Origin of the sequence: Gracilibacillus dipsosauri (assembly GCF_003176895.1) — a bacterium.
GTDB lineage: Bacteria > Bacillota > Bacilli > Bacillales > Amphibacillaceae > Gracilibacillus > Gracilibacillus dipsosauri.
Window position 1 is genome coordinate 1 of record NZ_QGTD01000003.1, and the last position, 13,836, is coordinate 13,836.

Annotated in this window: 13 protein-coding genes and 1 riboswitch; of the genes, 5 read left to right on the forward strand and 8 right to left on the reverse strand. The window is 37.4% G+C overall.

Annotated elements, in window-relative coordinates:
- Positions 1 to 476: 476 nt before the first annotated feature.
- The 7 genes from DLJ74_RS01320 to DLJ74_RS01350 form a co-directional block, all read right to left on the reverse strand.
- Positions 477 to 956 carry a spore coat protein gene (locus DLJ74_RS01320; protein WP_109983031.1) on the reverse strand — a complete coding sequence of 160 codons (480 nt, stop codon included), beginning with the start codon at positions 954 to 956 and terminating at the stop codon, positions 477 to 479.
- 93 nt (positions 957 to 1,049) lie between these two features.
- A complete protein-coding gene (locus DLJ74_RS01325) occupies positions 1,050 to 1,247 on the reverse strand; it encodes a hypothetical protein (RefSeq protein ID WP_054861032.1) in 198 nt (65 codons plus the stop codon).
- A 346-nt stretch (positions 1,248 to 1,593) separates the two neighbouring features.
- Positions 1,594 to 2,463 carry a nucleotidyltransferase-like protein gene (locus tag DLJ74_RS01330; RefSeq protein ID WP_109983032.1) on the reverse strand — a complete coding sequence of 290 codons (870 nt, stop codon included), beginning with the start codon at positions 2,461 to 2,463 and terminating at the stop codon, positions 1,594 to 1,596.
- Between the two features lie 214 nt (positions 2,464 to 2,677).
- Positions 2,678 to 3,448, reverse strand: coding sequence for a PHP-associated domain-containing protein (locus DLJ74_RS01335; protein ID WP_109983033.1), 771 nt, complete (start codon positions 3,446 to 3,448; stop codon positions 2,678 to 2,680).
- 24 nt (positions 3,449 to 3,472) lie between these two features.
- Positions 3,473 to 4,282 carry an energy-coupling factor transporter transmembrane component T family protein gene (locus DLJ74_RS01340; protein ID WP_109983034.1) on the reverse strand — a complete coding sequence of 270 codons (810 nt, stop codon included), beginning with the start codon at positions 4,280 to 4,282 and terminating at the stop codon, positions 3,473 to 3,475.
- Positions 4,266 to 5,954, reverse strand: a complete 1,689-nt coding sequence (locus tag DLJ74_RS01345) for an ABC transporter ATP-binding protein (protein ID WP_109983035.1) — start codon at positions 5,952 to 5,954, stop codon at positions 4,266 to 4,268. Before DLJ74_RS01345 ends, DLJ74_RS01340 begins: the two co-directional genes overlap by 17 nt.
- Positions 5,954 to 6,826, reverse strand: coding sequence for a DUF8171 family membrane protein (locus DLJ74_RS01350; RefSeq protein WP_109983036.1), 873 nt, complete (start codon positions 6,824 to 6,826; stop codon positions 5,954 to 5,956). Before DLJ74_RS01350 ends, DLJ74_RS01345 begins: the two co-directional genes overlap by 1 nt.
- Before the next feature lie 189 nt (positions 6,827 to 7,015).
- Between DLJ74_RS01350 and DLJ74_RS01355 the strand changes: the two genes are divergently transcribed.
- Both DLJ74_RS01355 and DLJ74_RS01360 read left to right on the forward strand, forming a co-directional pair.
- Complete coding sequence (locus tag DLJ74_RS01355; protein ID WP_109983037.1) at positions 7,016 to 7,846, forward strand: MurR/RpiR family transcriptional regulator; 831 nt, start codon at positions 7,016 to 7,018, stop codon at positions 7,844 to 7,846.
- Positions 7,847 to 7,963: 117 nt separating this feature from the next.
- Positions 7,964 to 9,448 (forward strand): methyl-accepting chemotaxis protein, encoded by a 1,485-nt coding sequence (locus DLJ74_RS01360; RefSeq protein ID WP_109983038.1) that lies wholly within the window; start codon positions 7,964 to 7,966, stop codon positions 9,446 to 9,448.
- 187 nt (positions 9,449 to 9,635) lie between these two features.
- On the opposite strand, the gene DLJ74_RS01365 is transcribed toward DLJ74_RS01360, so the two are convergent.
- The gene (locus DLJ74_RS01365) at positions 9,636 to 10,739 is read right to left on the reverse strand and encodes a 5-methyltetrahydropteroyltriglutamate--homocysteine S-methyltransferase (protein WP_054788560.1); all 1,104 of its coding nucleotides are present in this window, start codon (positions 10,737 to 10,739) and stop codon (positions 9,636 to 9,638) included.
- Between the two features lie 109 nt (positions 10,740 to 10,848).
- A riboswitch (SAM riboswitch) is annotated at positions 10,849 to 10,949 on the reverse strand.
- 166 nt (positions 10,950 to 11,115) lie between these two features.
- Here DLJ74_RS01365 and DLJ74_RS01370 point away from each other — a divergent pair.
- The 3 genes from DLJ74_RS01370 (at position 11,116) to DLJ74_RS01380 (ending at position 13,834) form a co-directional block, all read left to right on the forward strand.
- Positions 11,116 to 11,796 carry a response regulator transcription factor gene (locus DLJ74_RS01370; protein ID WP_109983039.1) on the forward strand — a complete coding sequence of 227 codons (681 nt, stop codon included), beginning with the start codon at positions 11,116 to 11,118 and terminating at the stop codon, positions 11,794 to 11,796.
- Positions 11,793 to 13,148 carry a HAMP domain-containing sensor histidine kinase gene (locus tag DLJ74_RS01375; RefSeq protein WP_054788559.1) on the forward strand — a complete coding sequence of 452 codons (1,356 nt, stop codon included), beginning with the start codon at positions 11,793 to 11,795 and terminating at the stop codon, positions 13,146 to 13,148. The genes DLJ74_RS01370 and DLJ74_RS01375 overlap by 4 nt, the downstream gene beginning before the upstream one ends.
- A gap of 101 nt (positions 13,149 to 13,249) precedes the next feature.
- Entirely contained in the window at positions 13,250 to 13,834 is a 585-nt protein-coding gene (locus tag DLJ74_RS01380) for a PepSY domain-containing protein (RefSeq protein WP_054788558.1), read from the forward strand.
- Positions 13,835 to 13,836 lie beyond the last annotated feature (2 nt).

Here is a 13,836-nt window from a genome sequence, read left to right on the forward strand (position 1 = left end):
TGATCAAGCTCGCTTAAAGCTAGCATGTTCTTACTTTTTTGTACTGGTTGTTTTGTTCAGTTTTCAATGATCAATGTTCGCCGTCTTTTTGCGACAGCTTTTATATAATATCATCATCACATAATATTGTCAATACATTTTCTGAATGTTTTTTTATGTGATTTCCCAATAAAATGGGTGACGCCGTTTAAGCGACAGATATAAATGTAACATGGTTCAAAATCCATGTCAACATTAAATTTAAAATTATACAAGAAAGAGGACACTTCCACATCATATGCAGCTTTAGGCAATATGTTCATTCTTTTCACCAATAATTTTAAATTGCTTGTACATCCAAAAAAAAGAACAGAAGAAAGATATCTTCTGCCCTTCCTAACCCCCTCTATTCAATGCCCTACAATTAATGATTGGTTGATCCCCTTATTTTTCTACATAATAGAAATAGACATGATAGAAAATAGACTGCTCTCCTACTATAGAATGTCTAAACGAGCAATCAATGCAATTAATACTTGTAATAGAACTTGAGCATTAACCGCAATATCCGTGTCATTTGTAGAAACTTTTACACCTCGAGAATTCTCAATATAAGTGTGTTGTTTATTTACTTGACTAGACTTAATTTTTTCAAATAAGTCCTGAGAAACTTTGTCAGCCTTATCCCCATCCAAGATAGAGATACTAAGAATCAAAGCAATCGCTGCTTGCAAACCAACCTGAACATTAATTGCAGCTTGCGTGTCGGTTGTTTTAACTTCTACATCACAAGAATCCTTTACCACAATGGTTTCAAAGGAATGTTGAACAGATTTAATTTCTTGGTTTCCATCTTGCGTATCAGAATCATCAAACGGGTGACAAGACTTAGGGTCTAGTGCATTCCATTTTTTTGCAGCTGGTTTTCTACCTGTATTATAAACAGGTCTACTATTCAAATATTGTACATCTCTCATATGATCAATCCCTTCCTTGATATACTACTAACATATGACGCAGTTCAACAATTGGAGAAGGCGAATCTATTGATACATCTTCATCAAAAATGGTTACTCTTCATCTTTTTTTGCATTTTTTTGAAGTGTTTGAACATTGTGTTTTAATTCTTCTACAAGCTCTTTTAGCTGTACTTTCTCTTCTTCTGATAGGCTACTACCATCTAGTTGAACTTTATGACGTTTAAGCGTTGCGCCTACTAACATATCGATGATTTGAGAAGAAACATTTTTAAAATCATCGTTACTCACACTATCACCTCCTCTAATGAACCCGTGGTAGTTTTTCTAGGATTATAAGTGAGTATGATGCCTGCAGATAGCCTATTTCATTTGCTATTGCTTCCTACATTGCTTTCATTTCTTCCATAGTACAGTATGTACACCTTCGCTTTTTAGTAAGGGCGAGTAACAGAGATTTCAAAGCAATGGGTCATTATTTCTCTATGGTTCTTTTCCCAAATTAGAAAAACTCGGATACATTAGCTTTTCTTATTATTTGGACTTCATTTCGTCGCTTTACTTCCTGCAAAAATTTAATGCTTTCCTAACGTACAAAAAAGCTTGTAGAGAAAGCAGCTACTCCCTCTACAAGCCTTTATTTCTTCACTTGATATTTACGATGATAAATTTGATTCCCTTTCGTTTTCTCTAATACAACGGAAATCTTATCTTTCCCTACTAAATATTCGATCAAGCTAACTAAGTTATAAGTATATGGCTCCACTTCCGGCAAGGTTTTTATTTCACCAAACCCCCAAGGCTCTTCTCTAGTCGATAACAATTCCATTAAATGCTCCGCACAGCTATCCAGCCTACTGTTTATTGAAAATTCAATGGCAATTAACATAAGGGCCACTCGTTTTTCGGTTTCTTCTGTGCTTCGAATTAATTCTTCATATAACTTATACACTTCCGGATCTATTCTCTTCACCTGACTCCAGACCATTACCTCAGGATAGTAGCCCCTTTCGATAATTGCGATTCTGCCTAAATAGTGTAAAGATCGTAACAATCGGCTATATGCATCTAAATTATCACCAGTACCATGCAAATTTTTGGCCTCACTATAGCTTCTTGTTAGTTTGGAAAATTCTATCGTGAGCCTTAACTTACGTTTGTCTTCAGGAAAAGCATTTAGACTCTCCTTTAAATTTTTTACATATAAGTTTCTATCATATATAACTCGTCCATCAATAATCCACTCTATCGCTCGACGATAGGAGCTCGTATCGATCCATTCCTCCAAAAGCTTGCGATCGATAATATGTAAGGCTGCAGATTTCTGCTCATGTTCATAATGCTTTACTAACCAGTTCTCTGCTAAATCTTCTACAATCACTAACAGAATCGAATCAAAATTATCTGTTTCTGGGCTAACTTCCTCATTCCTTTCCATTATCAGAATGCCTAATGTGTTGTCATTGCTGGCTCTTTCCTGATAAATCGGTCGTAAAATGTCCTCCAAGCATACTCCTCCTTCAGTCTTTTGTACTATTTTATTTCGATATAAAGACAGCGAATCCCTTTTCCATTTTCAAAATATTTTAAAAATTGCTTTTTATTTACCCTTCTTCTTCTTACCTCAATCATCCTTTTCCAATTAGACAAACTCGGTATTTGCTACATCGCTTTACTTCCTGCAAAAACGTATAAAAAAAGACTTACAACGAGGTAAGCCTTTAAACCGTTAAGGATTCTTTGATTGTTTTCTTCATATATTTTTTCACAAGTGTAGCTGCCTTTACCTTTAAAGGTAATTGCTCAGAAATCGAATAGTGAAAATTCCCTTCCTGAATCGCTTCTTTTAAATCTGCTGCGGAATGACACTCTTTATCAAAAACATTTGCGATACAGCCATACTGTAAAAACTGATGAGTATCACTTCCACCTACTATAGGTAGATGAATTTGATCTGCAAGTGCCTTTAGCTCAGTGCTACATGCTTCAACTCCTTTTGCAAACAAGTCCTTCCCATTCAAATCAAGGGCATCTAAGCGCGTTAACTCCTCATATCCCACATTTCTAGCAAGTGGTGTACTGTCACGAAAAGGATGTGCACCAATCTTAAGAACTTTTTTAGAATCCGCTAGATCCATTAAGGCTTGAAAGGAAATAAACTTATCCTCTGCTAAATGATTGTTTAACTCCCTTCTTATATAATGAATTTCTTCTCGATCGCCGATCAGCAAAATATGTCCATTTTCTTTGACGTCGACCTCGATTCCAGGAAAAAGCTTCAACCCTTCTATATCATAATAACCATGCTGATAAGAAAAATGATGATTTAAATAATCATAAATTTCATAGAAGCGACTTGTATTAAAATGCTCTGTCATGGCAAGTGCCGTCAAGCCATTACTCTTTGCCTCACACATCATTTCTTGGAAATATTCTGGCATGAAGCTCGATTTTTTGGATATTTTAACATGACTGTGAAAATCAATGATCATCTAGACAACTCCTGTATGAGATTTTTACAAAAATATAAATAAACAAACGACGTATAGAAATGAACCGATTAAAAAAAGATAGTCCTTCCGAGTCATTTGTAATTCTTCTAGCTTTAATCGTTTTACCTCGGGGTGATTAAAGCCATACATACTTCCTTTCGTTTCTAAGGCTTCTACCGTCGTTCTCGCCCTTTTCGCTGTGGATAGGAGCAATGGATAAAAAGAAAGAACAGCGAGCTTAACAAAATAGGCGATGGACCGAATAAAGAGAAAGCCTTTTTTATCTGGTGCTCTCCCGCGTAATCGGAAGGATTGAAATACGTGGTGGTATTCCTCCAATAACGATGGAAGCATTCGATAGCCATAAGCAATACTAAATGATACCTGGCCAGGCACACCAATCTTTAATAAACCATTGCTCAGCTTATCGGGATTCATGGAACAAAATACGGTCACACTTGCTAATGTAATGACAGAAAGTTTTGTCGTTAAAATCAAGAGTGGTAGCATCGTGGTTAAGTTCCCGCCAAAAAATAAAGCAATAATTAACAAATAACCACCTTGCCCAAGTAGCCCGAGACATAATATCACGATAATCAATGGACTAACTTTTGCTATATATGTTGTAATGACCATAAAGACAAGCATGCCTATCAAAATATATTCCTGATGAATAAACCATGGAGCAATGCCAAAATAACTATACCATAGGAATAACGTACGGGGATCCAATCTCGCAAAAAAAGTGTCGCCATTCCCATAAGCAATGTTTAATAATTCAATTTTGGCTTGCTCTACCGACAGCTTTTCTGTAAATTTACGCGTATAGTCCATCTTTTACATCCTTCTTTTGATAATGTTGTACAAAATCATCTACTGTATAGACTGGCTGTTCCCATCCTAATCCACGGGAGAGCTCATAAATTTGTGGGGCAGATAATCCCGCCTTTTCTAACAATCTATAATTCTCAAAAACAGATTCCCGATCACCATCATGAATGATCCGTCCTTCATGCATGACGACGATTCGATTAGCAAACTCACAAGCAAGCTGCATATCGTGTGTGGCAATGACAACGGCCTTTAATTGATGCTTTAATTGATCAAGAAACCTCGAAATATGCTTTCTTGTTGCAATATCAAGATTGGCAGTCGGCTCATCCAATAGCATGATTTCTGGATTCATCCCAACACCAATGGCGAGTGAGGCTCTTCGCTGTTGTCCACCACTTAACAACCTGCTATCTCTCTGTCGTAGTTCAACTAATTCGAATTGCTCCATTAATTCCTGTACTCTTGCTTCATAGTGAGGTATTTTTCTTGCCTTCATATAAAATCCGATATCCTTCTGTACAGAATCATCAATAAACATTTGCTCAGGGTTTTGATGGATATAAGTAACGAGCTCTGCCAAGAACTCTGGTGATGTACGCTTAGTATCATTCCCAGCAACTAGCACCTCTCCAGATTCTTGTTTGACAAGCCCTGTCATTAAACGCATCAGGGAGGATTTTCCTGCCCCATTATTTCCGACTAAAGCGACATAATCTCCTTCGTTTATCGTAAAATCAATCTCATGTAACACACGCTTTTTCTCCCGCTTAATCGTTTTATAAGAAAAACACACCTCATTAAAAGTGACTAATGGCTGAGGATCCCACGGTTTTGTGGGGAGAGAGCTCTCCTCCTTGTTCACTTTTTCAAACAATGGATAGGCCTCCTCTAGTGTAATTGGTAGCGGCTGACGAACATCCAGTGTATGTGCCGCTTGTGTTACTTGTGGAGGATAAATATGATGCTGTAGTAATAAATCCACCTCATTTAATGCGTTCTTTACTGGTTTCTTAAAATGAATCGAGCCTTGATTCATTAACACCACTTCCTTCGCATAGGTGGCTACAAATTCGGTATGGTGTTCAATCACAATAATCGTTTTGCCTAATTCTTCATTTAAATACTTTAAAATTTCATAGATCTCTTTTGCATGCTGGGGATCGAGCTGGGCAATGGGCTCATCGATAATAATTATTTCTGGGTTTAGTGATAAAACACTAGCTAATGCTAACAAATGCTTTTGCCCACCACTTAACTGCCAAATAAAGTCATTCTCATTTTCTAATAAACCTACTAATTCGAGCGCCTTGTATGCTCGTTCTTTATAATCGGCAAACCCATAATGCAATGGCGCAAAGCAGGTATCCTCTATCACCCTTGGGCTGACGATTTGATTTTCAAAATCTTGATAAACATAGCCAACATGCTGAGATAGGGCTGCTACCTTGTGCTCTGACGTTTTTAATCCATGGACAACTACCTCACCAGAATAATCTCCAACATAATAATGTGGAATCAACCCATTGATCAATTTACATAGGGTAGACTTTCCACTCCCATTTCCACCTAGAATGGCAACAAACTCCCCCTTATCAATCTGTAAAGACACATTACGAAGTACAGGCTTGTCCGCACCTGGATACTGAAAGGTTACATCATTTATTTCGATCATTAAGATACCTTCTTTTCTTTATCATTCCAATTTGTTTTCTTACGTAGCATTACGACGATAGTGATGATTGCAACCATTGCCGCTACTGCCATACTCACCCATATATACCATTCACCAAACATTTCTAAAAAGTCTGCTTCCCATTCCATATTGAAGTCAGATTCAGATAAATATTCGAAGAAGAAGGCAGATATCGCTAAGAAAACGGCAAGGACGACAAGTCGTAGACCGATAATTTCCTTTAAGGAATACTTGTCATTCCGATCACGAGGCTTCATTCCTAGTAATGGTTCTATTTTCCCATACAATCTTGGTACTAAATAAACGGTAGGGATAAGGGCAAATAAAATACCCGAGAATAATAGGTCATTGAAGAAAGCAAAGCCCTCTACGATAACCACACTCTCTGCTAAGCCTGGCACTGCCTCTAATTCCTCGACACCAATCCAGACCTTTAATATATCTACTGTTACACTTATGGCCTGATGAATGGCAACACCTAGCATTGCTGCGATACCAACCTGAACCTTGTTCTTAGGATCACGGACAAAGGTACCTGCGATATACATCGCCAACGAGAAAGCAATAAACTTCTCCAGTTCACCAAATCCTCCGAATTGACCGAGCATAATTTCCCCAAAAATCACTTCCCCTAACGATGCACCAATCGCCGCATATAAAGGATGGAACAAAATACATAATGTTAATGGAATAAAAGCGAAATATTCAATCGAAAACTCGATCGGTCCTAAATAGGCACTTGGTACTAGCTCTGTAATCATATTGGATAGCCCGTACAAGGACATCGACAAAATAAACACCATCATTTTTTGGGATTGCGTTAAAGTGTAACGCTCTTCTATAGTACTCATTTTTCTAACCTCCTCTTAATGGATACCTTCATTGTAAAGAAACATTGTTAATCTAATCTTTCGCCAAGGTTAATTACATGTAAATTTGTTAACTTTTTTTATCATTATGTAAATTTTCTTTCACATAAGCAGAAAGTCATTCTTTATTTGATACGATGAGAAAAAAGGATAGAGAGTGGGGAGCATTTAATGATAGATTTTGATTGGAATGAGCACACATTCACCGAAAGCCAAGTAAAAATAGCGAATTATATTCAAAAGCATATCCAGCATGTTCTAATTTCAACAGAGCAAGAAATTGCAAGGGAGGTAGGTGTCAGTATTGCCACCGTTTCAAGATTCTGGCGTGTGATCGGCTTCCAAAATCTAAAAAGCTTTAAAACAGCGATAAGACATGAATTAGAGGTCTCGCCAGCAGGAAAAATCAAAAAGGTAAAAATAACCGACAGTGCATCGAATCTATATTTAACGATGGAAAAAAGTATCGGGCTATTGCAGGAAACCATCGACCACCTAGAATCCGATCAATTTAAGCAAGCTATTTCTCTACTAAGACGTGCGAGAAGAATTAGAGTGCTCGCTCTAGGTCCTTCCAAGGGATTAGGAGAATTACTAGTCTATCGAATGACGAGGTTCGGCATGGACATTCAACTCATTCGAAATCAAGGCAATGAGCTTTTTGAAGATATGATCCATTTAAAAAGAGAGGATCTCCTTATTATTTTTGCCTTTACGAGACTCTTACCAGAGGCAAAGGTCTTACTATCCTACCAAAGAGAAATTCATTATCACAGTCTATTAATCACAGATCAGCTGATCGCGGATTTCACCTCTCTTGCCACCATGACATTGTTTGCAAGCAGAGGCGATGCTAATGAATTTCATTCCATGATTGCCCCGACACTACTAGTCGAAAACCTTGTCCTTGCACTCGGAATGGAAAATAAACAGGATAATATCAAAAAGCTAGAGCATTTGTCTGATTTGAGGAAAAAGTATGAGAAGGAATTACCACGATAGACCATATTTTTAAAAAATAAGACAATTTTCATAAAAATATATTGATACTTTTAACCTATGAACTTATACTATAGATAGACAATTAGTAACATAATAGCAAAGGAAGGAATCACAATCATGGAAATCATACAATCGATGAAACAAAATGACCTCAAGCACAAGAACACGCTAATGTTCCTTACGATGGGGATCTCGTTGATAGCTGGGCTGATACTATCCATCCTACAAAACGTCACGTTATCAGTTATTTTTTATGGGGTGCAATTAGCTCTTATTATCCTAATCTATTTCAGCTTTAAAAAATTCGATCAGAAGGCATTTCTTTTGCCTTATATTTTTATCGTAATTTTCTATCTTTCAGACCTAGTTTATATTGCATTAAATGGTGCTACCTCTGCCCTATTTCTGATTGTTATCTTTTTAAATATCTTCTCTGCGATCCATATGAACAAGAAGATTTTTTATACTGGATACTCGTTAGGGATCGTTGTGATTGCTTACAACTTTATTAGAATGGACCCTTCTAATACAGAAATGATGCAGATTTTTCAATATACGGTCCTTATCCAATTGTTAAGTCTTCTTATTTTTCATTTTGTGATCAAGATGGCTAATGGACAAATGGAGCAGCTTACCGAGTTATTGCAAACTTCTCAGCAACACAACAACTCCAAGCAAGAGCAGAATCAACTCATTGAAAGCTCCATTTCGACTATCTTAGAAAAAATTACCACCATTAACACACAATTACAAGAAAATGTGTACGCACAAAATGAACTAAATACGACCATTCAAGAAATATCGCAAGGCAGTCAAACACAGGCGGAACAGATTTCGAACATATCAGACGCTACCAATGACACACGTCAAAATATTGATATCGTACATCAAACATCCCAGAGCTTATATGAGGATTCGAACAAAGCAAGTAGTTTAGCCGCTACCGGAAAAGAAAAGATGGATACATTAAATCACCATAACGAAACATTAGAGAAAACGATTGGTCAGCTAAGTCGCACCTTTGCCGAACTAACCGAAAAGATTAAAGAAACGAATCAATTTGCAGACAACATTAAAGAAATTACCGAACAAACGAACCTACTAGCATTAAATGCCTCTATTGAAGCAGCACGTGCTGGAGAAGCTGGAAAAGGCTTTGCTGTCGTAGCGGATGAGATTCGTAAGCTTGCTGATTTAACGGGAGAAACAACGGAGAAAATTACCGGGAACCTCGCTTCCTTGAACCAGTCGAATAATTCAGCCGTAAACCAAATGGATGAAAGCATGCTTAATTTTGTTAATGGAATGGAAATATCGAACGAGGTTACTGGTTATTTCGAGGATCTCACATCAACGATTGAAACATTAAACAGTGCCTTACAAAACTTCACCATGCTTGCCGAGGATGTTCAGCAGCAATCTAATGGCGTAGAATCATCCACCAATGATCTAGCAGCGATTATTCAACAATCATCTGCTAGCTTAGAAGAAATGAGTGCAACGATTACGATCCTGACAGAAAGTAATCAAGAAATTGCCAAACTATTAAGCGAAACCGTAGAGGACACTAACTCATTACGTACAAATATCGGAACCTTGTAATAAACCATAAAATTACTTCCTACCTAGTTTAAATATTAGTAAAACTCGCATTCGCTCGTCTTTTAGCGAATGCGTTAGCTTTTCTTATACGTTGGACTTCAAAATTTTCGCTTCGTTGCTATAAATTTTAAGCTTTCCTAACGTATTTAAAAAACATCGCCCCTTTGGCTGGAGCGATGTTTTTTCTTTATCCCCAGATTTCTTTGGAGATATCTACAATATATTTTAATTTATTCCATTGTTGTTCTTCAGACAGCTCATTTCCATGGTGAGTGGAGGCAAAGCCACATTGTGGGCTAAGGCAAATTTGGTCAAGTGGTACAAATTCGGATGCCTCTTGAATTCTTCTTTTAATCTCTTCTTTATCCTCAAGCTCTCCATTTTTAGAAGTAAATACCCCTATAACAACCTTTGCCCCATTTCTCGGAATATGCTTTAATGCTTGGAAATCTCCGGAACGCTCATCATCATATTCAAGGAAAAATCCATCAACCTTTTCCTTGGCAAATAAAGTAGGAGCGATCAAATCATAGCTTCCCGAAAATGCCCAATCAGATCGGTAATTCCCACGACATAGATGTGTCGTAATTTGCATATCTTCAGGCTTCACCTCAAGCACACCATTTACTACCTTTAATGCAAGATCAATCAGGGATTGTCTATCTTGATCTGATTCAGCAAATGGTAGATTCGGAGACGATAAACCAGCAATATAAACATCGTCAAATTGTAAATATCTGATACCTACATCATAAAATGCTTTCACAGCATCCTGGTATACCTTAATAATATCTTCTGCAAACTCGTCCCAGCTTGCATAGTACTCTTCTCCAATAATTCCAGTATTGAAGAACTGGTTAGGACTTGGAATGGTGAACTTCGGTACGGCTCTTCCGTCGATTTGTTTGATTAGGAATTTAGCATCCTCAATAAATGGGTGGTTTTCATTCCAAGAAACCTTGCCTGTTAAACGCACATTATACGCATCGGTTACTTGGTTAGCAAATTGATAGCCTTGCTCTGGCACATAGCCCTCTACCCCATTGATGTATTCCATAAAATCCGTATGCCACCATAGTCTCTGGAATTCCCCATCAGTTACAGCTGTTAAACCTACTTCAATCTGCTTATCGACGATTCTTTTCACTTCAGATCTTTGAATCTCTTTTAACTCGTCATAGGGAAGATTTCCTTTTCGGTATTTGGCGATTGCCTCATGTAAGGATGCTGGTCTTAATAAACTACCAACATGGTCGGCGCGAAATGGTGCTGTTTTTGTAATAGTTGTCATTTTTCTACCTCTCTCCATATGTATTTTAGAATCCCGAATCTTATCCTTCCAACGCGCAAAAAACCTCTTCTTAAAAATAAGAAGAGGTTTATACTTTTACTCACTGCTCTTCTTATCTTCTAGCGATCGCTACTGGAATTAGCACAGTACTTGGAATAGTCTGTTGCTGAGGCTTCAAAGGGCCAGTCCCTCCACCTCTCTGGATAAGAATCGTTATTTAATTGATATTATCAATGCTAACTTACCCTTTGGAAAAAGTCAACATTTTTTATGGAAATTTCTATTTTTGATTAAACCGATGAAAATACTAAGGTTACGAAAAAGGATGGGCAGATATTTTTCCATATGCTATATTAAAGAATAAGGTGGTGAACACATGACGGAGATCTTAATTGTAGAAGATGAAGAAAAATTAGCACGAGTGTTAGAGCTCGAATTACAATATGAGGATTATCAAACAACGATTGCTCCTGACGGAAGAATAGCATTAGAACTATTGCAACAAAATAAATATGCACTAGTACTACTAGACATTATGCTTCCAAGTATGAGTGGATTGGAAGTACTTCGACGATTCCGAAAAATAGACCCATCTACCCCTGTTATTCTTTTAACCGCAAAGGATGAAGTGCATGACAAGGTATCAGGACTTGACCTTGGAGCAAATGATTATATTACCAAACCATTTCAATTAGAGGAACTTTTAGCAAGAATCCGTGCACAATTACGAAATCAAAAGCCTCGATCCACTTCCTTCGTCAGTATCGATGATTTAACAGTTGATAAAAATTCGAGAGATGTAAAACGCGGGGATTCCTTGATCGAGTTAACTCGAAGAGAATTCGACCTTCTCTGTTTTTTAGTCGAAAATAAAAACCAAGTATTTAGCCGTGATCAGTTGTTAGACAAGGTATGGGGATTTGATTATGTTGGCGACACGAATGTCGTAGATGTTTATATTCGATATTTACGAAATAAAATCGATAAGCCTTTCGATAAAAACACGATTCATACAGTCCGAGGCGTAGGCTATACGGTAAAGGATTCTGCGCTATGACATTACGAACGAAAATACAAATTTTCTTATCTGCTTTAATGATTGTATTTATTTTGCTGTTAAATGGATCTGTCTATTTTCTTTACCAGAATAGGATGAGTGAGAATGAAATCGATCGTGTCAAAAGCGATGCCATTCAAATTATGGAGGCACTTGCCAAGCAGGATAAGATTGCAGCCGACACGAATACAAAGGAACTACTGCAGGCGTTTCTTCCAGCCAATGGATTGATTCGGATTTTTAGAGAAGATGGGGAATTTCTCAACCGAACAACAGCAGACGGTAAATTCTTTGACTGGCCCTATCACTATACAACCAAAGAAGAGATCACGTTAAGTAAAGATAAAAATGGCAACAGTTATGTGCAAGTCGCCACACCGATTATTTGGAATGATGGCTCTGTCGTAACACTTCAAGTAAGTGAAGCATTGTATTCGATGGATGATACCTTAAGCACACTTCAATTCGTTTTATTTGTTGCATCCTTTTTCATGCTGATTCCTGCGATTATTGCAGGCATTGTGCTCGCTCGATATATCACGATTCCTATTAAAAAGTTAACGAATGAAATGAAAAACAATCCGAAAAACGGAAGATGGGAAAAGCTTACGAATCTCCATTCCACAAAGGATGAACTCGGAGAAATGCAACTCTCCTATAATAAGATGATTGATCGCATTTACGAAAATATCGAAAAACAAGAGCGATTTGTTTCAGATGCTTCTCATGAATTAAAAACACCACTCTCTGTGATCACAAGCTATACCGAGTTATTACAAAGACGAGGAAAGGATCGCCCAGAACTTTGGGAGGAGGCAACAAATGCTATTCTTTCAGAGGCAGAGCGAATGAAGCAATTAACCGAGCAAATGCTTCTTCTAGCTAAAAATCAAGAGCAGGAAAACATTCGTTTTGAGCTTGTGGATATATCATCCATTATCCGAAGCATTATTCGCTCCTTGTCTGTCGCTTACGATCGAGAGATTATTTTATATACGGATCAAGTGAATACAGAAATTAGTGCGGATAAACAGAAGATTTATCAGGCAATCTATATTTTAGTGGACAATGCGTGTAAGTATAGTGATAGCGATATCCACCTTCAAGTAAAGGAAGGGCCAACTGAGCTTACGATTTCCGTCAAGGATTTCGGGGAAGGTCTAAGTAAAGAGGACCAACAACATATCTTTGACAGGTTTTATCGGGTTGACAAAGCAAGAAGCAGAAAGTCAGGTGGAACAGGGCTTGGACTTGCCATTTGTCATTCGATTATTCAAGCACATGGTGGTACGATTACGATTGAAAGTGAACTAAACGAAGGCTCCACCTTTACGATTCATTTGCCTAAATGAGATAACACACTGCATTTTCTCATCAAATTCTCATTTTTCTCTCATTAGCTACTCAGTTTGAACGAATATAATCGAAGTATATCAACTAGAGGAGTGGTTATATGAAAAACAAAACATTTTATCTTATTCTATCTGGGGTCATTTTAATAGGCGGTATCTTTGCTATTCTACAATTCACGTCAAGCCCTGCCAGTGCCTACTTATCAGAAGAAGAAGCAAAAGCAAAGGTCCAAGAACAATACGCGGGTGAGATTAAGGAATTAGAGTTAGAGGAAGATGGAAACAAAAAGGTCTATGAAATTGAAATAGAAGGTCAGGATAAGTACTATGAGTTACATTTAGATGCAGAGACTGGCGAAATTTTAAAGCTAGAAGAAAAGAAACTTGCTAACTCATCAAATACTAATTCATCAAAATCAAAGGAGGAGCAACAAAATAATACCTCCTCCGATAACAAAGAGGAGACTAATTCCACTAAGCAAACCACTCTCATCTCTTATGATGAGGCGAAAAAGATAGCACTCGAAGAATACAATGGCACGATTACCGATTTTGAACTAGATGAAGATGATGGCAAAAGTGTATACGAAATTGAGGTACAAACAAAATCCGAAGAGGTCGATCTAGAAATCGATGCCTATACTGGTGATATAATCTCTATTTCAAAAGACGAGCTGGATGATTAAAT